Source organism: Corynebacterium jamesii (assembly GCF_046097395.1).
Classification (GTDB): Bacteria; Actinomycetota; Actinomycetes; order Mycobacteriales; family Mycobacteriaceae; genus Corynebacterium.
This window is the reverse complement of the sequence record NZ_CP175789.1, coordinates 541,070-560,025: the sequence shown is the minus strand read 5'-3', so window position 1 is coordinate 560,025 and position 18,956 is coordinate 541,070. Positions and strand designations below refer to the sequence as shown.

Sequence of the window (18,956 nt, the reverse complement as noted above, 5' to 3'; positions counted from 1 at the left end):
TGCCTGTTTTCCAGCTGCGTACTAGCGTGGGTTTCATGGCTGATGCACGAAGAAGGAAAACGGGAGGTGAATCCCGTGCCAAGCGCGCCTCGCAGGTGGAAATCATCACAGACGCCAAACGTTCTCCCCTGCAGGGCTGGCACCATCGCCGGAAGGTCTACACCGTGCTGCAGCTGCTGCGCATCCCCATTCTCATTCTCGCCGCAGTGACGATGCTGCTGACCCACAACGTCGCCTTGTCTGTATGCGTAGCCGTGGTGAGCTTGCCATTACCGTGGGTCGCCGTGCTGCTGGCCAACGAGTCCGGTCAGGTGGACGAGACCACTAACAAGGTCTACAAGCCCGCTCTTGTGCGCGCCCAACGCCGTGCTGAGCGCGCCGCGCTCAGCGGAGAAACTGCCCGTCCGATGCTCGAGTCCGAATCTGAGCATCCGCAGATCATCGACCACGCGCCCAATCAGTCCTCACTTTAACCTTTTGACCTGGCACAGTAACCAACAAGGAACCTCCATGTCCGACACCCCCGCCTGCACGCCCGGCTCCGCCACCGAGCACTTGGTGCGCACCCTCGTCGCAAAAAACTACGGCTCTTCCCTGATCCTGGATGCCCTGGGGGTGGACGGTGTCGCCGCTGCTCAATCCGGCTCCCCTGCGGCCGCCCTGTGGCACCTGCGGCAGCGCAGTTCTTCGACCGCGCAGCTGATCGATGCTGTTTATTTACGACGCCCCCAACCCGCCGCCTTCTTCCAGCATCTTGTCGGGGCCGATGCCGTCCGCGACCTGGTGGAGGAGCATGCACTCATCCCGGTGGACGCTGAGGAGGATCTTCTACGACTCAACTTCGATATCCGCCCCGCCCATCACCCAGCACATGGCACCGCAGAGGTGCTAGTGCTCTCCGACCCGGATGCCTCCCTGGAACAGCGCGTCCCCGGCCCCGGACACGTACCGGGCGTGGGAAACGCTCCCCTATCCCTGCTGAACTCCATTCCCCAGCTACCTGCCGGCGCTAGGGTTCTGGATCTCGGCACCGGCTCCGGCGTGCTGGCGCTGGTGCTGGCCGCTAATGCAAGCTCAGAGTCGCCAAAAATTTTTGGTAGCGATATTCACGGCCGCGCCCTGGAGTACGCCCGCATTGCCGCCGCAGCGCAGGGTCTGCAATCTCCCCTGGTCACGTGGGTACAAGGCTCCTGGTTCGAGCCCTTTGCCGACAAGTCTTTCGACGTTATCGTCGCCAACCCGCCATTCGTTATCGGACCGTCGGTGGACCTCGCTGCAGACGAGGGGCACGTGTACCGCGATTCCGGCCTGCCCCTCGACGCTGCCAGCAAGCTCGTCGTCGAACAGTCCGTGGCGCACCTGGCTCCCGGAGGCCACGCCCACCTCTTGGTCGGCTGGGCCCTCGGCGACGAAAGCACCGGCACAACGAGCACAGCTGCAGAGCGAATCCTCGATTGGCTTCCCGACCAAGGTGCGCGGGCCTGGGTACTACAGCGCGACGAGGTGGATGTGGCGACCTACGTCACCACCTGGCTGCGCGACGAAAGCATCGACCCCCGCAGTGCAGAGGGCCGGCAACGCACCGCCGCGTGGTTAGACTTCTTCGCCCGCCACGGCATCACGCGTATCGGCATGGGCTGGATCCACATTGAAAAGCTTGACGGCGCCACCGAGCTGACCGTCGAGGTGCTAGACCATGCCCTGCCCGCCGGGGCGTTCCTCGGCCAAGAGGTCGCCGAGTGGTTCGCCCGCTGCCGGTGGATAGACGAGTTGGAGGTTCCAGGCCGCACCGCCGCCGAGGCAGTGGCGGAAAATCGGTACCGGCTGCGACGTGGCGTCGTACTAGAAAAAACAGCAAGCGCCGCCGAGCAGGGGTTCGGCGACGAAGAGACGTGGCTGACGCGAACCGATGGGCCAGGATGGTCACACCAGATCGACGGAACACTGGCTGCAATCCTCGCGGGGCTGAGCTGGGAGGGGCTCAATCTGCGTGATGTGGCGGAGCTCTACCATGCGGTGAATGGGGATCAGCTGGGCGCATCCGCCGATGAGCTGATGAAGCAGCTGGTACCGATCGCAGTGGACCTGGTGCGGCACGGGATGATTGTGCCGGAAGCATTGCGCGACATGGACATGGACAACGCCAATGGTGAGGAAAGCGAGTAATCACATGAAGGCAGTAGTAAGCACGGTGAGTAGCGCCGAGGTTAGCGTTGACGGCGAGGTGGTCGGTGCCGTCAATGGCCCCGCGCTGTTGGCCCTGGTAGGCATCGGCGTGGCAGATGTAGCCGACGCAGCAGCCGCGGCCGAGGACGCTGTGGAGAAGATGGCGCGGAAGATCGCCGAGCTGCGTCTGCTGCCGGCGGCCGGGGAGCCGTGGGACAGCCCCCGCAACCACTCCGCGGAAGAGGTTGGCGGGCAGGTCTTGCTAGTCAGCCAGTTCACGCTGATGGGCGAGACGAAGAAGGGGCGCCGACCATCATGGGCAAACGCGGCGCCGGGGGACGCTGCACAGCCGCTGTTCGACCGCCTCGCCGAGCTACTACGCCAGCGCGGAATAGTTGTAGAAACAGGCCGATTCGGCGCGATGATGAAGGTCACCAGCGTGAATGAGGGACCGTTTACCGTTCTGATCGAAACCTAGTGCACTGGCGCGACGTCGACATTGTTTCAGGTCACAGACGTTTTGCACTGGCGCTCGACCTGCGCAGCACACGGCCGAACCCTATTGCGGGGGTAAGCGCGGTTCCCTCCACCGGGGTGTGTGGGGAACAATTCTTCACGGACGTCCGTTAACCCCTTAGAGCTTCGGCACACAACGAGAAAAATCTTGAAGGGCTTGAGCGCTATCGAGCCACGGGAGGCACACCAGCATGATGAGAAACTCCATGATTGATGACGAGTACAACGGCATCAACACCGGTCGCGGGGGCAACGGCGATTCGGCCGACGATAGCGAAAAGAAAGAAGACAAAGGTCGGCGCCGCGGCAACAACGAGAACCCGTCCGCAGACCTGGTTCGCGTTTACCTCAACGGCATTGGTAAGACCGCGCTGCTGACCGCCGAGGACGAAGTAGAGCTATCTAAGCGCATCGAGGTCGGTCTGTACGCAGAACACCTGCTGGCCACCGCCGAGAAGCTGACCCGCGCCAAGAAGCGCGACCTGAAGGTTCTGGCTCGCGAGGGTAAGGCAGCCCGCAGCCACCTGCTAGAGGCCAACCTGCGCCTGGTCGTCTCGCTAGCCAAGCGTTACACCGGCCGCGGAATGCCGCTGTTGGACCTCATCCAGGAGGGCAACCTGGGCCTGATCCGTGCAATGGAGAAGTTCGACTACTCAAAGGGCTTTAAGTTCTCCACCTACGCCACCTGGTGGATCCGCCAAGCCATCACCCGCGGCATGGCAGATCAGTCCCGCACCATCCGCCTTCCCGTTCACCTGGTGGAGCAGGTCAACAAGCTATCCCGCATTAAGCGCGAGATGTACCAGCAGCTGGGTCGCGAGGCGACGAATGAGGAGCTTTCGGAAGAATCCGGCATCGAGGAATCCAAGATCGAGATGCTGCTGAAGCAGTCTCGCGATCCGGTGAGCCTGGACATGCCGGTCGGCAGTGACGAAGAGGCCCCGCTGGGCGACTTTATCGAGGATTCCGAGGCAACGGACGCGGAAACCGCAGTGGTTGCTTCCCTCCGCCACTCTGACGTGCGTGCCGTGCTAGGCACTCTGGAGGAGCGCGAGCAGGATGTGATCAAGCTGCGTTACGGCCTAGACGACGGCATGCCGCGCACCCTTGACCAGATCGGCCGCCGCTTCGGCCTGTCCCGCGAGCGTGTCCGCCAGATCGAGCGCGAGGTTATGGCCAAGCTCCGCGAGGGAGACCGCGCAAACAAGTTGCGCGAGTACGCGGTCTAACCTCCCGCGTAAGGCAAGTACCACCACTTCCGCCTCGTCCCCCATGTGGACGGGGCTATAATCGTCTGCAGTTAATAAGCAAAGAAAGGGCGTAGTGCACGTGAGGGATCTCGTCGATACCACTGAGATGTATCTCCGAACCATTTACGAGTTGGAAGAAGAAGGCATCCTACCGCTGCGCGCCCGCATTGCCGAAAGACTGGATCAGTCCGGCCCCACAGTGAGCCAGACCGTTGCCCGCATGGAGCGCGACGAGCTGCTGACCATCGAGAAAGATCGCTCGCTGAAGCTCAGCGCCCAGGGACGAGCACTAGCCACCGCCGTGATGCGCAAGCACCGCTTGGCGGAGCGCCTGCTAACCGACGTGATCGGCCTGCCGTGGGAGAAGGTCCACGACGAGGCCTGCCGCTGGGAGCATGTCATGGGCGACGAGGTTGAAGTACAGCTGGTGAAGGTCTTAAGTGAATACTCCACCTCCCCCTTCGGCAACCCTATCCCCGGCCTGGACGAGTTGTTGGAAGGCATTCCAAACGCCGAACGGGCGGAAATGGAAGACAAGATCCGTAGCCTCCAGGAAGGATCCTCGCAGCGAGCCTCCGATATCGAGCCTCCCGAGCCGATCCAGGTGAAGATCCTGAGCATCAACGAAATCATCCAGGTGGAGCACAAGTTGATGGCCAAGTTTCATGCGCTGGATATGCGCCCCGGCAGCGTAGTGAATTTGGTGGCCACCGAAGACGGCCTAGAGTTCAGCAACGACAACGGCGCCATCGTAATTCCGGAAGAGCTTGGCCACGCCGTGCGGGTAGAGAAAGTCCTCTAACCAGTGCGGTAGCGTGGAGAGTGTGAGTAGCATCGATCTTTCCTCTTCCGCCCTATCCCCCTCGTCCCACATCGTCGTCACTGGCGGTGCGGGATATGTCGGCAGCGTCTGCGCCAGTGTGCTGCTGGAACACGGCTTCCGCGTCACGGTCGTCGATGATTTGTCCACCGGCAACGATTACGCCGTACCGGAGGGCGCGACCTTCGTTGAGGGCGACATTCGCGACGTCATTTCCGATGTCTTCAGCGCCGGCGATGTAGCCGCAGTCATGCACTTCGCCGCCCGCTCCCTGGTTGGAGAGTCGGTAGAAAAGCCCGACATCTACTGGCACCACAACGTGGGCACCAGCCTGTATCTACTGGATCAGATGCGCGAGCACGGTGTGGCCAACCTCGTGTTCTCCTCCACCGCCGCCACCTATGGCGAGCCGAAGCAGGTGCCGATCACCGAGGAGATGCCGACCTCCCCGACGAACCCCTACGGCGCCTCCAAACTGGCGATCGACCACATGATCACCTCTTACGCCAAGGCCTACGGTCTTGCGGCAACCTCTTTGCGGTACTTCAACGTTGCCGGCGCCCACGGCGATATCGGAGAAAACCACAAGGTCGAAACGCACCTAATTCCCCTGGTGCTGCAGGTAGCCCTCGGCCACCGCGAGCACATCTCCATCTTCGGCACCGACTATCCCACCGCTGACGGCACCGCGGTGCGCGATTACATCCATATCCGCGATCTGGCCGACGCGCACCTACTGGCCGCTGCGTCGAACACCGCAGGTAGCCATCGCATCTTCAACCTCGGCTCCGGCGATGGCTTTAGCGTCCGCCAAGTCATCGAGACGTGCCGCGAAGTCACCGGCCACCCCATCCCCGCCGTCGAGTCTCCCCGCCGTGCGGGCGACCCTGCCACCCTCATTGCCTCCTCGGTGCTGGCCAAGGCAGAGCTCGGCTGGAATCCCACCCGTTCCGACCTGCACACCATCATCTCCGATGCGTGGGCTTTTAGCGGACAACTGGGTGATAGGTTGCATTCCGCACAGCGTTAACCGCGTCCCAGTCCACAATCTGCAGTAACCGTTCGTACTCCCAGGCAATGTCCAGCCCGGCGTACTCGCGCACCGTGATGTAGGTGTGTTCCGGATCCTTGTCGTCGTCCAGCTCCCCGGGCGCATCGGGGTCTTCTGCGGAATCCAGATCCATTTGCACATTCGCCATGACGGTACAGGCCGCACGTACCGCCTTTGCCAAGAGCATTTTGATCTTGCCTTTCTGGTGTGCGTCCAGCGCGGTGATCGCAATGTCTGCGGTGAACTCGTCGATCGGCCCCAGCTGGGGTTCCGTGGCTTGCCCTTCGATATCCTCTATATCCTCTATGCCCCGCAGCAGATCCTCCATCGTCGCCTCCGGGTCCGCGTTGTTAAGCCCCATCCGATCCAACTTCGCGCACGCATCTTCGGTATAGAGATCGGCCTCGAGTTCCTCCAGCAGTCTCGTCAGCGTGTGGTAGGCGAGCACTCCTTCATCGTTAGCCGACGCCACCAGTGCCAGAATCAACATCACCCGTCGGCGCACCTCGCCGGTCGTCCGTCGCGCAGCGCTCGCCAGCATTTCCCGCAGGATCGCACTATTGGCCCCGAGAGACCATGCAATGACGACGGTGTGTAAGAACTCGTCGGTACAGATAGCAGCGAGGCTGTCGATAAGGTATTCGTTCTCGCATTCCTCTTCCAGTACTCGGTTACCCTCTGCCACCGCTGCCACGGAAATCAGAACCTGGATCAGATCCACGGTGGTGGCCTCGCCGCGTTCCTGCAGCATCCAGTCCGGTGCGGCGAGGTTGGCGGGATCCAGCCACCGTTCCATCTCCTGCCGGTCCCCCATTCGACGAGCCCCGCTAAGCGCGCTGATGTCGGCCAGCTCGTTGGTCTCCACGCTGTCCACAGTGCCAGTTTCCCCATCCAGCACGTCCGTCCACGGCTCCCCGGTAGCAATACGCGACACCTCCAGGGCAGACTGAACCTCCACGCAGCCATCCTCTAACTGCGAGACGGCGGAAGCTACACAGGCCCGCAGGAGGTCATCCATGGTGCCGATGGTGAGGATGATGGCCTCGGCCGCTGGGGCGTCGCTAAGAATGGTCGTGATACCACGCACGGCCTCGGCGACGGCGGCGGGGTGCAGGTCGCACCGCAGCACCGGACCGATACGGAAGCGGCGGTGATTCTCCGGCAAGGGCGCCGGGCCAGGTGCGTCGGTGTTGATCGGGTCGGTGGGTTCGGTGGAAGCCACCAGGCCGATGATGACCATCGAATCCACCGGCGGGAAGCCCAGTAGCGACGGAATGGCAGCGATGAGCTTGCCCTTGTTGGCTCCTAGATGGACCGAGGGCGCGGGAATAGACTGTGCGTTCTGTTCGTTGTTCTGTGGTGAGTTCCTCATGCCACGAATCGTTGCCGAAAAGGGTTTATCCTGCGGCCACGACGGCCACTGGACGTGGCGAAGCCCCAGGGGCCTGTGGATAACTCGAAACTGTGAATAAGGGTGTTCGAAAAGGCGCCGTCTCGACCTGGGATGTCCGAACTGCCTGATAGGCTAGGCAGACGGTGCTTGGTTGGACACAGGTTCCGCCGGAAGGGAGAGCGAAACTATGCATGAGCACTTCGACAACAATAGCGGCGACCGCGATGGTCGCGATGCCCGCCACGAGCGGCAGGGTGCGGGTCGGATGTATGAGCTAGAATACCCGGCTCCGATCCAGTTTGACCGTCCGTCCATCGCGGACGAGCCCGCGGGCCTGGGGGTTGACGCTGGTGGCGAGGAACTGCCGATGCTGGTCGCACTGCAGGGTTACGCCGATGCGGGACAGGCAGTGTCCAGTGCTAGCTCCCACCTGCTGGCTGCCCTGGAGCACAGCCCGGTGGCCTCCTTCAAGGTCGATGAACTGATCGATTACCGCTCCCGCCGCCCCGGCGTGACTATCGACAACTCCAAAGTGGTGGACAGCGACGATGTGCGCCTGGATCTGCACCTGGTGAAGGACACTCAGGGGCGCCCCTTCCTACTGCTCAGTGGCTTGGAGCCGGACTTGAAGTGGGGTGCTTTTAGCGACGCTGTAGTGGATCTAGCCCGCCGCGGACAAGTGGGAATGGTCGCCTCCCTGTATTCTGCGCCGATGACGGTGCCGCACACTCGTCCGCTGGTGATCTCTGCGCATGCCTCGGATTCTGCCCTGATCCGGGATTACCACACCTGGGATTCGCGGATGATCGTCCCGGGCGCAGCAGCGCTGGAGACGGAGAAGAAGCTGAATCGCCACGGGTTTGAGACGATTGGGTTCACAGCTCACGTGCCGCATTACATTGCAGCGTCGGAATACCCGGAGGCCACACTGCGCCTGCTGCGTGCTTTCGGGGAGGTAGCAGACCGCGAGCTGCCGTTGAAGGCACTGGAAAAGGAGCTGGAGCAGATGCAGCATCAGCTGCAAGACCAGGTTGAGGATTCGCAGGAAATCGCCACGGTTGTCCACGCTCTGGAGCAGCAGTACGACGCGGAAATGGAGCGGATGCGCCGCAAGCGGGAGAACAACCTGCTCAAGCCAGGCCAGGACATCCCAACCGGTGAGGAGCTTGGTGCCGAGTTCGAGGCCTTCCTGCAGAACATGTCTGATGGCGACCACAGCGCAGACAATAGCGACGCTTCGAACAACACCGACGAAACCGAGCAAGAGGACAACTAGATAACAGTGGGTATTGCCGCCGAACTAGCAGAGCTACTGCCCGACCTGGACGAGGTTCCGGAGTCGTTGATCGACGACGCGATTCTGGAATCCTTCCTCGGCTGGACACGCGACCGCGGAATTACCCTCTACCCTGCCCAAGAGGAAGCGGCCACAGCCTTGGTCGCCCAGGACAACGTCATCCTGGCCACCCCCACCGGGTCCGGCAAGTCGATGGTCGCCATCGCCGCGCACTTCATCGCCATGGCCCGCAAACAGCGCAGCTTCTACACCGCGCCCATCAAGGCTCTTGTCAGCGAGAAGTTCTTCGACTTATGCCAGACCTTCGGCCCGGAGAACGTCGGGATGATGACTGGTGACGCCACAGTGAATGGTGGCGCACCGATCATCTGCGCAACTGCGGAAATCGTTGCCAACATTGCCCTGCGCGACGGCGCGGAAGCAAAGATCGATCAGGTAGTGATGGACGAGTTCCACTACTACTCCGAGCCGGATCGTGGCTGGGCCTGGCAAGTCCCCCTGCTGGAGCTACCCAAGGCACAATTTCTGCTGATGAGCGCCACCCTGGGCGATACGAAGTGGCTGGAAGAAGATCTGACGAAGCGCACTGGGCGCCAAACCACGCTGGTAACGGGCACAACGCGCCCCGTGCCACTGAACTTCCACTACGTCTACACCCCTGTTCACGAGACCGTGGAAGAGTTGATAAGCGACGGCAAATCTCCGATCTACATCGTCCACTTCACCCAGCGCGAAGCCATCGAGCGCGCCCAGGCTCTAACGAGCATGAAGCTGGTGACCGACGAGGCCAAGACCGCCATTGCCGAGGAGATCGGCGACTTCCGATTCACCTCCGCCTTCGGCAAGACGCTATCCCGACTTCTGCGCAAGGGCATCGGCGTGCACCACGCGGGGCTGCTGCCGAAGTATCGCCGCCTGGTGGAGCGGCTGTCCCAGAAGGGACTGCTGAAAATCATCTGCGGCACCGACACGCTGGGCGTGGGTATCAACGTGCCCATCCGCACCGTGCTGATGACGGGTCTCACCAAATACGACGGTGTGAAACACCGCGTGTTGAAGTCTCGTGAATTCCACCAGATCGCAGGCCGTGCGGGACGCGCGGGCTACGACACCGAGGGCACGGTGGTCGTCCAGGCCCCCGAGCACGAGATAGAAAACTTCCGCCTGCGCCAACGTGCCGGCAGCGATCCCAAAAAGATTAAAAAGCTGCGTAAGCGTTCCGCTCCGGAGGGGCAGGCGACATGGAGCGAATCCACCTACGAGCGCCTCACACATGCCGAGCCAGAGGAGCTCACCAGCCAATTCCGCATGAGCAACTCGATGCTGCTGAACGTCGTCGCCCGAAAGCAGTGGACCTTCGAGGCGTTGCAGCATCTACTACGCACCAACCATGACACACGTACGAAGCAGAATAAGGCGATTCTGCGCACCATCGAGCTCTACCGCGGACTTATCAACGCTGAGGTCGTGGAAGAGTACTCCGCCGATACACCGAGTGGCAAGGACGCGCGCCTCACAGCGGAACTGAGCCGCGACTTTGCGCTGAACCAGCCACTCTCCCCGTTTGCGCTGGCAGCCCTGGAGCTGCTGGATCCAGCGTCCGATACCTTCGCCCTCGACGTCATCTCCACATTTGAGGCCGTGCTGGAGGATCCCCGGCAAGTTCTTATCGCCCAGCAGAAGGCGGAGCGGGGCGAGGAGATCGCGGCGCTAAAGGCAGAGGGAGTGGATTACACCGAGCGCATGGCCATCGTAGAGGACATCACCTGGCCCATGCCCCTAGTAGACGAGCTCGACCAGGCCTACGACACGTTCTGCGAGGGCAACCCGTGGGCGCGGGACTTTCAGATCAGCCCGAAATCCATCGTGCGCGACATGGTGGAAAAAGCCATGACCTTCTCCGACTTCGTCTCCACGTACGGGCTGGGCCGCTCCGAAGGCGTTGTGTTGCGCTACCTGACTGATGCTTACCGCACCTTGGAGCACTCCGTGCCCGAGTCGTATCGCTCGGAGGAATTCGAGGACATTCTCGTATGGCTAGGCGAGCTCATCCGCCAGGTCGATTCCTCGCTCATCGACGAGTGGGTGCAGATGGCAGATCCGGATGCGCCGCTGACCGAGGACCAGGTGGCAGAGCATGCCTATGGTGTGGAGGACACGAACCTACTGTCCGCCAACCCGCAGGCGCTGACCCGCATGGTGCGCAACTACTTCTTCCGCCACGTGGAGCTCTTCGCCTTCGAAAAGGAGCGCGAGCTGCAGGAGATGGACGAGTATCTGGACGCGCCACCGGATTGGCCCGCCGCGATGGATGACTACTTCGATGAATATGCGGATGTTGGTGTAGACGCCGCCGCGCGGTCAAATAAAAACATCCTCATCAAGCGGGGCACCGGCTCCGAGGCCGGCAGCTGGTTTGTACGCCAGATCATCGACGATCCGGACGGCGATCACGGCTGGGCGTTGGAAGGTGTAGTGGACCTCGCCGCAACCGACGAGGCCGGTGAGATTCGTCTGTCGGAACTCACCATTGTGCAGGGCTAGCCTCAGCTCGGCCTGCTTTGCCTACTGGAGCTAGCGCAAATCTAGAGATAACGATCCAGCACGCGGCGGCTTTCCGTCGCTACATTGTTGAAGGACTTCGCCACGATCTCCCCCAGCGCGGCGTAGTCGTCGATACGCGTGGAACTCGAACGGTAGGCCATGCCGATAGTGCGGCCTGCGCGAACCGCACCCCCGGAGAAAGTCGCCAAGGCGATGCCCGGACGCTGGCACTCTACGGCCACGGCCGACAGGGGCACCAAGGTCGCACCCAAACCAGCAGCTACTAGCTGGATGACCGTCGATAGGCTTGCGGCACGGGTGACGGAGTGGCGTGGGTCGTTGGACATCTCAACCGTACGGCACAGTTCCAAGATCTGGTCGCGCAGGCAGTGTCCGTCGTCTAGCAGCAGCAACTCGACGTTCTTCAGCTCGTCGACTGCCAAGTTCTTCCGACCGGCCATCGGGTGCCCGTCGGGCAGCACCAGGACGAACTCCTCGGTGTACAGGTCTACCGTGTTCAGGCCGCCGCCCTCGCCGGGCATGCCCAATACAGCAACGTCGATCTTGCCCTGTCGCAGAGCATCGACCAGCATCGGAGACTTCTCTTCCACGATGCGCGGCTCTAGCTCCGGCGCCACGTCGTTTATCGAGTGCAGCACATCCGGCAGGATGTACGGCGCAACCGTGGGGATCATGCCGATCGCCAACGAGCCGACCAGGCCCCCATGGGCACCCCGAGCGTGTGTGACGAAGGTTTCCAGACTTTCCAAGGTTGCCTGAGCGTAGGGCAGCAGATTCCGGCCCACCGGGGTGACGATCACCTTACGGGTAGATCGCTCGATCAGCTGTACCCCCAACCCTGCCTCCAGCGCGGCGAGTGCCTGGGACAGCGAGGGCTGGGAGATCCCTAGATGGGACGCCGCAGTTCCAAAATGACCGTGTTCCGCGATGGTCACGAACGTGCGCAGCTGGGCAACTGTTGGGCGATACTCTCTTTGAACCACGCTCACGATTCTACAGCAATTATTAGAAAAGTATAATTACAGTAAGAAAAGTAAGTACCCCTCTTTACCTAATTCACACGCAACTTCGCGGTGCCCTCAAATGGAGACAGTTTTCCCAGAAATGCTTTCCAGTCGCCCCGTAGTCGCACGGTGTACGTGCCCGGTGGAACATCGCGGGTTCCCCAATCGATCGTTGTTCGCGTCTGCCCGAACGAATTCGCAAAAGTGATTAGCGTATTTTCACTGGAATCATCCGCCACCACCTTTCCGCTGGAATCTTCAATAGTGACGTACCCCTCTCCGTGGCGCATGTCGTTATTCGGATTAGCACCTACAAAGACCACCCTGGCATTCGAGCCAGCCTTTACCTCTCGCGGAGCCTCCAACACGTCACCGAATTTCTTACCCAGCGGGGGCGCGTCCATCCAGTTATCACTGCCCGGCACATTCGGGATTAAACCGGTCAGGTCGCCAGCGGGCTGCCCCACCTCCACAGGCTTGCCTTCCTTCATTGCCCGCGCCATGCCGTCGAACACATCCTGGAAGGCGGGCAGCTGATACTGGCCGAAGATTGTCGCCCCTCCTTCGTAGTTCTGCGCCTCGTACTCCTCCGGAGTGGCGATGTAGTGCCCGTAGGCATTGGTGTACCCCTGCACCACCACAGTGTTCTCCGGAACTTCCAGCGCAGCAGCCACGGTGCGCTTGATTCGCAGGCCGCTGGTAACAGTCGGCTCGAAGCCCAGGCTCACCAGCACAAAAGCTCCCAGGCGGTGGATCGTAAACGGGTGCACCTGCTGGATCATGCCGTCGATGTAGCCCATTGGTAGCAGGCATTCTTTCGGCCCGTGAATGTCCTTGACCTCCTGGGGAGCGATAAAGTTACTGAGGTCGCGCACCCACGGGTTACCCCCGCGCTCGCCCTCGTTGAAGCCCAGAATCGGCACTCCGCCACCGTCTTCCTGCGATGATCCCGCGAATGCCGCCCCCAGAATTGCAGGCCCCAGCTTGTGTTCCTTTTTGTCGGGGGTGAAGCGCGGGCTCGCCACCAGCTGCGGGCAGTTCACCCAACGCAAGCGCCCATCGATGCCTCCCGCTGACCAGTCCTTACCCACGCCATTAGTAGACTTCATCATCCTTTCGCCCAGGATCTGTGCGGATTCCCGCTCGTCTGCTCCCGGCCCAGAATTGGGCGTTAATCCCATGTTCGGGGTGATGTCGCCCGGGCACATATTTGCGAAGGCCGCTACAAACGGCGCCTTCTCGGGATGGCGATGCACCACGCCGTGAGCTTCTTCGGTCGCCCAGGCGGCGTAGCCCTTGTTGTCTCCCGCGATGTGCTTGTACTCGGCGCCGAAGCTGGTGGCGTGCATCGAGTACCAGTTGATCAGCCCCACCGGCGTGCCACCGCGGGATACGTGCAATGTCACGCTGCGGGTATCAACCCCACCCGGGAGAGCTTTCTTGTCTACTTCGGGATTGCGATCCCACGATGTTTTAGACCTATTGACGCCCGCATCAACGAGCGTACTCTCAGCCACCGTTACGTCTGAGGGCTGAATATCCGCGTGGGCGCGTTCCACTGCGGTAACGATCCCCGCAACAGAAGCTTCGAAGGTTTTGGGGCGGAAACCGCCATGGGTGATATCAACCATCAGGTGCTGGGAGGTCCCGCCCGGAGCCACGTGCGTATGCGTGGCGGTCAGAATCACGTTGGACTGGTTGTACATGTCGCCGTACTTGGCCTTCAGACGGCGGAGTACCTCCAGGTGGATGGATTGGAACATCAGTCCAACGTCGCAGGTGACGTGCACTAACCGGGAGTTATCGCGGGTGGCGTCCACAAAAATAAATGCCCGAGCATACTGGCGGCGCTGAATACCTACGGTCTTTTGGTCATCAACGGCGTAGCCGAACATACCGGCGCCCCACGGCTCGCCAGTCATGTCCGCCATACCGCGCCCGACGTGGAACCCTCCCCCACCCGTACCCGCGGTAGTCTGTGCACCCGCCACCGGGGCTCCGGCGGAGGCCCACAGGACTGTACCCGATACCGCAGCAATTCCACGGAAGAAGCTGCGGCGGCTGAACTGGGATTTCACAGGGTTCTGCAGGTTTTTGGGGTTTCTCGTCTGGCCGTGTTCACACATGAGGTCTCTCGTTTCCTAGAAGCGTCATTAACAGTCCAATTGTTTTGACTATCGAAACACTAGGCCTGAATCGTGGAGTGATGTGATGGTTTTCATATTTTAACCAAATATTTAGCTTTATTTAAGTACATTTGGGGGTGGAAACAACTTGGGCCGTGGGTTCCTCCACTGCCATGACGTTGCTAAAATCGGCCTGTTCAGCCCCAGAAAATAGGGGATGTTTTGGTTCGCGAGACGGGTGATTCACAAAAATGATGGACGCGCACGGGTCGGCCTCCTCCACCAACGAAGGTCGCACCCAGGGCAAGCCGCAGGGGCGCAGGCGATCTCGGCGGCGCTCTCAGAAGCGCCGGCGCCCGCATTTCGTCCGCACCATTCCGTCAATCTCCTACCCCGACCTGCCGGTCTCGGAGAGGCGGGAGGACATCAAAAAAGCCATCGAGGACCACCAGGTCGTTATTATCGCGGGCGAGACCGGCTCGGGTAAGACCACACAAATCCCCAAGATGTGCCTAGAACTCGGCCGTGGTCGCACCAAGGTAATTGGCCACACCCAGCCCCGACGCATCGCCGCCCGCAGCGTGGCAGAGCGCATTGCTGAAGAGCTCGACCAAGAGATCGGCAACGACACATCACTGGTCGGCTACAAGATTCGCTTCGACGACACGATCTCCAAGCACACCGCCGTCAAGCTCATGACCGACGGCGTGCTTCTCAACGAGATCCAGCGCGACCGCCTTCTGCGCGACTACGACACGATCATTGTTGACGAAGCCCACGAACGCAGCCTCAACATTGACTTCCTCCTCGGCTACCTCAAGCAACTGCTACCGCAGCGGCCGGATCTTAAGGTCATCATCACTTCCGCAACTATCGACCCAGAGAGTTTCGCCGAGCATTTCAGCGCCGCCGACGGCTCCCCTGCCCCGATCATCGAAGTCTCCGGCCGTACCTACCCGGTGGAGATCCGCTACCGCCCGCTAATTACTGAACGAGAAAACCCCAAAACCGGCGAGGTCATCGAGGTAGAAACCGATCCCCTGGACGGTCTGGTGGATGCCTGTAATGAGTTGATGCGCGCTGGCGAGGGAGACATCCTGTGTTTCTTCTCCGGCGAGCGTGAAATCCGCGATGCCGCTGAAGCACTGGAAGGTGAGTTCGCTGGCCCCGGTGGAGCCCAGAAGGTCGACGTACTGCCACTATTCGGTCGTCTTTCCAACGCCGAGCAGCACCGCGTGTTCCGTACCGGCCCGCGTCGCCGCATCGTGTTGGCAACAAACATCGCCGAGACCTCGCTGACTGTGCCGGGTATCCATTACGTCGTGGATACCGGCTATGCCCGCATTTCCCGCTACTCCCACCGCACCAAAGTGCAGCGGCTACCGGTGGAGCCAATTAGCCAGGCCAGCGCCAAGCAGCGTTCGGGTCGCTCCGGACGTATTGCCGACGGCATTGCGATCCGCCTGTATTCCGAAGAGGACTTCGAGGCACGCCCGGAGTTCACAGATCCCGAGATTCTGCGCACCCACCTGTCCAGCGTGATCCTGTCGATGGCAGCCTTGGGGTTGGGCGATATTCAGCGCTTTCCTTTCCTGCAGGCGCCAGACAACAAATCCATCCGCGACGGTGTGGCGCTGCTGCAGGAACTCGGAGCGTTGGCGTCTACAAAAGAAGCAACGCTGACCTCCATCGGCCGCGACATGGCACGCATTCCGACAGACCCCCGGCTGGCGCGCATGTTGGCGGCCGGGCACGCCAACAACAGTATCGAGCCAATCGCCGTAATCGTCTCCGCCCTGTCGATCCAGGACGTACGCGAGCGACCGTTGGAAAAGCAGCAACAAGCCGACGAAATGCATGCGCGTTTTAAAGCGAATTCCGACTTCGTCAGCCTGCTCAAACTCTGGAATTACCTGCAAGAACAGCGCCAGGAACTATCGGCAAATAAGTTTAGAAAGCTCTGCCAGCGCGAATTCATCCACTACGTGCGCGTGCGCGAATGGATGGATCTGGTGCGACAAATGCTTTCCGTCGTGCAGGACCTCAGCTGGAAGATTCCGAATATCCGCCACGTCCGGGAACTCGTTTTCGAGCCCGAGACCATTGACGAGGACGTGATTCATAAATCCATCCTCACGGGACTTCTCACCCATGTCGGAATGCGCGAGGGCAGTTCCAAGCAGTTCACCGGCACGCGCGGGTCGCACTTCGTTGTGCACCCGTCGTCGCATGTGTCGAAGAAGCCCCCACAGTGGCTAATGGCCGCTGAGCTGGTGGAAACCTCGCAGGTGTTTGCCCGCACCGTGGGGCCTATCGATCCCAGTTGGATAGAGGCAATCGCCCCGCACATGGTGAAGTACAACTATTCCGAACCCGTGTGGTCTTCTTCGCGCGGCGCGGCAATGGTGCACGAAAAAGTGCTGCTTTTGGGCTTGCCGATTGTCGCCGACCGAATGGTTAATGCCTCCAAGGTGGATCGCCCTTTGGCGCGCGAATTGTTTATCCGCCACGCACTGGTAGAGGGCGATTGGAAAACTCGACACCACTTCTTCGCCCACAATCAAAAGCTGCTGTCTGAGGCGACCGACCTGGAGGATAAAGCTCGACGTCGCGATATCGTTGTCGACGATCAAACATTGTTTGATTTTTATGACGCCCGATTGCCAGAGAAAATCGTATCTTCCAAGCACTTTGATTCGTGGTGGAAGAAAGCTCGCCACAAGGATCCGCATCAGCTGGATTTCACGCTCGACGCGCTTATCGATTCGGAGGAAGCAGCCCGAGCCGCCGACGAGTTCCCCGACGTATGGCGCCAAGGCAGCCTGGAGTTCGAGTTGAGCTATATCTTCCTGCCTGGCGACCCGGACGACGGCATGACCATGCGCGTGCCACTCCCCCTGCTGGCGAACGTGTCCGAGCCGGAGACGCGCTGGTTAGTGGCCGGTATGCGTGAGGAGCTTGCGGTGGCGCTCATCCGTTCGCTGCCCAAGGCCCTGCGCACCAGCGTGGTGCCCGCCAGCAACTTCGCCACGGCCGCTTTGAAGAGGATGGTACCGTTCGACGGTGAGTTCGGCTACGCGTTGGCCGAGGCGCTGCGTGGGCTCGGCGGCCAGGGAATTTCCGCGCAGGACTTCGACTGGGCGCGGGTACCAGACCACCTGCGGATGCAGTTCGCCGCCATCGATCGCCGCGGCAAGGTGATCGAAAAATCTCGTGACTTGCAGTATTTGCAGAATAAGCTATCCGGGCAGGTAACCTCCGCCATCGCACAGGCGGCGGCTCGATCAAAGACGGCCGCTCCCAGCGACGCGGCGCAGCACACGCCGCACCCAAAGCAGGCCGGAAAGAAGCACAAGGCAAAGAAGCAGGGTGGAACGTCCACCGGAGTTCTGGCCACGGCGGATGCCTGGACTGCCGACGGCATCGGTGTGCTGCCCGAGACCGTGGAGACTGTGGTGGATGGGCAGACCCTACACACCTACCCGGCCATCGTCGTGGCAAAGGATCGCGTGACGCTGAAGGCGTTCCCCACCAAGCAGGCTGCCGATGGGCAGCAGTTCACGACAGTGCTGAACATGATGGTAGCGGCCTGTGCGGTCTCCCCGAAGCAGATGATTAAGGGGCTACCCCTGCGACAGCGGGTAGCCATGGAGCACACTCCCGGTGGCGTGGACGGGTTAGTCAGCGATGTGGTGGCTCTGGCGTGCCGCGACATGCTGATGAAGTTAGGTCCCGTCGTGCGCGACCCCGAGAAGTGCGACGAGGTTGTGGGTGCGGCCCGTTCCCAGGGGCCGGGCAGGGTGCGCCAGTATGTGGTTGCTTTGGCTCCGGCGGTGTTGGCCGTGGCTGACATCTCTGCGGAGCTGAAGGGCTGGTCGGGAGATGCTATCGATGACATGCGGGCTCAGCTGGAATTCTTCCTGGGACAGCATGCAATAGCTCGCAACGGCATCGATCACATGCGCCATGTGCCCCGCTATGTGGAGGCTATGCGCGCCCGTCTGGAATTGATGAAGACGGATCCGGACAAGGAAGAAGACCTGGACGATGAGGTTCAGGAGGCTTTCGAGCTACTGGAGAAGACGAAGAAGCGTCTGCCGACCGCACGCGCCGCTTCACCGCAGTTAAAGGAAGTCCGCTGGATGATTGAAGAGCTGCGGGTCAGCCTTTTCGCACAGAACCTCGGCACGGCTCATTCTGTTTCACTGCAGCGCATTCGCAAAAAGCTCGAAAAGATCTGCTAGGCCATGCGCTTAGCTATCGGCGCCGCCCGTATCCATAGTGCGATCAGCCAGCGCGTGGCGATGCGCCCGCAGGGATTCGATTTCTTGCTCGAAGTCTTCGGCGCAGTTGAAGGATTTATAGACCGAGGCGAAGCGCAGGTACGCAACCTCGTCGAGTGTTCGCAGCGGATCCAGGATGGCTAGACCAATCTGGTTGGCGGGCACCTGGGACCCGTGTGCCACGCGCACTGCCTGCTCTACTTCGTGCGCAAGGCGCTTCAGGGCATCGTCCGAAACGTCACGCCCCTGGCAGGCGCGGCGCACACCCTTGATGACCTTCTCCCGGCTGAACTCCTCAGTCACCCCATTGCGCTTCACCACCAGCAGAACCGACCGCTCGATGGTGGTGAACCGAGTCTGGCATTCGCTACATTCGCGGCGCCGCCGAATAGACACGCCCATTTCTATAGAGCGCGAGTCGACGACGCGAGATGATTCGGAGCTACAAGAGGGGCACAACACGCCCCCTAGCCTAGTCGCCTCTC

Annotated in this window: 13 protein-coding genes; 9 read left to right on the top strand and 4 right to left on the bottom strand. The window is 61.1% G+C overall.

Going from position 1 to position 18,956, the window contains the following annotated elements:
• Window positions 1–35: 35 nt before the first annotated feature.
• From ACKFRT_RS02530 to galE, 6 genes are all read left to right on the top strand, one after another.
• Complete coding sequence (locus ACKFRT_RS02530) at window positions 36–473, top strand: DUF3099 domain-containing protein (RefSeq protein WP_296213838.1); 438 nt, start codon at window positions 36–38, stop codon at window positions 471–473.
• A gap of 37 nt (window positions 474–510) precedes the next feature.
• Window positions 511–2,166, top strand: coding sequence for a methyltransferase (locus ACKFRT_RS02525; protein WP_408925633.1), 1,656 nt, complete (start codon window positions 511–513; stop codon window positions 2,164–2,166).
• Between the two features lie 4 nt (window positions 2,167–2,170).
• The gene (gene dtd, locus ACKFRT_RS02520; protein WP_296213845.1) at window positions 2,171–2,644 is read left to right on the top strand and encodes a D-aminoacyl-tRNA deacylase; all 474 of its coding nucleotides are present in this window, start codon (window positions 2,171–2,173) and stop codon (window positions 2,642–2,644) included.
• 232 nt (window positions 2,645–2,876) lie between these two features.
• Window positions 2,877–3,911 (top strand): sigma-70 family RNA polymerase sigma factor, encoded by a 1,035-nt coding sequence (locus ACKFRT_RS02515; RefSeq protein ID WP_408926121.1) that lies wholly within the window; start codon window positions 2,877–2,879, stop codon window positions 3,909–3,911.
• A 100-nt stretch (window positions 3,912–4,011) separates the two neighbouring features.
• Window positions 4,012–4,734 carry a metal-dependent transcriptional regulator gene (locus ACKFRT_RS02510; RefSeq protein ID WP_296213847.1) on the top strand — a complete coding sequence of 241 codons (723 nt, stop codon included), beginning with the start codon at window positions 4,012–4,014 and terminating at the stop codon, window positions 4,732–4,734.
• Between the two features lie 13 nt (window positions 4,735–4,747).
• Entirely contained in the window at window positions 4,748–5,782 is a 1,035-nt protein-coding gene (gene galE, locus ACKFRT_RS02505) for a UDP-glucose 4-epimerase GalE (RefSeq protein ID WP_408925632.1), read from the top strand.
• On the opposite strand, the gene ACKFRT_RS02500 is transcribed toward galE, so the two are convergent.
• Entirely contained in the window at window positions 5,739–7,175 is a 1,437-nt protein-coding gene (locus ACKFRT_RS02500) for a DUF4192 domain-containing protein (RefSeq protein WP_408925631.1), read from the bottom strand. The genes galE and ACKFRT_RS02500 overlap by 44 nt on opposite strands.
• A 208-nt stretch (window positions 7,176–7,383) precedes the next feature.
• On the opposite strand from ACKFRT_RS02500, the gene ACKFRT_RS02495 reads away from it, so the two are divergent.
• Window positions 7,384–8,472 carry a PAC2 family protein gene (locus tag ACKFRT_RS02495; RefSeq protein WP_408925630.1) on the top strand — a complete coding sequence of 363 codons (1,089 nt, stop codon included), beginning with the start codon at window positions 7,384–7,386 and terminating at the stop codon, window positions 8,470–8,472.
• 6 nt (window positions 8,473–8,478) lie between these two features.
• The gene (locus ACKFRT_RS02490; protein WP_408925629.1) at window positions 8,479–11,037 is read left to right on the top strand and encodes a DEAD/DEAH box helicase; all 2,559 of its coding nucleotides are present in this window, start codon (window positions 8,479–8,481) and stop codon (window positions 11,035–11,037) included.
• 41 nt (window positions 11,038–11,078) lie between these two features.
• Here ACKFRT_RS02490 and ACKFRT_RS02485 read toward each other — a convergent pair whose 3' ends face one another.
• Window positions 11,079–12,041, bottom strand: coding sequence for a hydrogen peroxide-inducible genes activator (locus ACKFRT_RS02485; RefSeq protein WP_408925628.1), 963 nt, complete (start codon window positions 12,039–12,041; stop codon window positions 11,079–11,081).
• 68 nt (window positions 12,042–12,109) lie between these two features.
• Complete coding sequence (locus ACKFRT_RS02480; RefSeq protein ID WP_367116708.1) at window positions 12,110–14,140, bottom strand: neutral/alkaline non-lysosomal ceramidase N-terminal domain-containing protein; 2,031 nt, start codon at window positions 14,138–14,140, stop codon at window positions 12,110–12,112.
• Between the two features lie 299 nt (window positions 14,141–14,439).
• On the opposite strand from ACKFRT_RS02480, the gene hrpA reads away from it, so the two are divergent.
• Complete coding sequence (gene hrpA / locus ACKFRT_RS02475; protein ID WP_408925627.1) at window positions 14,440–18,432, top strand: ATP-dependent RNA helicase HrpA; 3,993 nt, start codon at window positions 14,440–14,442, stop codon at window positions 18,430–18,432.
• 9 nt (window positions 18,433–18,441) lie between these two features.
• Here hrpA and nrdR read toward each other — a convergent pair whose 3' ends face one another.
• On the bottom strand, window positions 18,442–18,933 hold the full coding sequence (gene nrdR / locus ACKFRT_RS02470) for a transcriptional regulator NrdR (protein WP_296213875.1): 492 nt from the start codon (window positions 18,931–18,933) through the stop codon (window positions 18,442–18,444).
• Window positions 18,934–18,956: the final 23 nt, after the last annotated feature.

Coding starts and splice junctions, on each gene's coding strand:
- ACKFRT_RS02500 (WP_408925631.1), bottom strand. CDS start 7,175: ATGAGGAACTCACCACAGAACAACGAACAGAACGCACAGTCTATTCCC.
- ACKFRT_RS02495 (WP_408925630.1), top strand. CDS start 7,384: ATGCATGAGCACTTCGACAACAATAGCGGCGACCGCGATGGTCGCGAT.
- ACKFRT_RS02530 (WP_296213838.1), top strand. CDS start 36: ATGGCTGATGCACGAAGAAGGAAAACGGGAGGTGAATCCCGTGCCAAG.
- ACKFRT_RS02525 (WP_408925633.1), top strand. CDS start 511: ATGTCCGACACCCCCGCCTGCACGCCCGGCTCCGCCACCGAGCACTTG.
- dtd (WP_296213845.1), top strand. CDS start 2,171: ATGAAGGCAGTAGTAAGCACGGTGAGTAGCGCCGAGGTTAGCGTTGAC.
- ACKFRT_RS02515 (WP_408926121.1), top strand. CDS start 2,877: ATGAGAAACTCCATGATTGATGACGAGTACAACGGCATCAACACCGGT.
- hrpA (WP_408925627.1), top strand. CDS start 14,440: ATGATGGACGCGCACGGGTCGGCCTCCTCCACCAACGAAGGTCGCACC.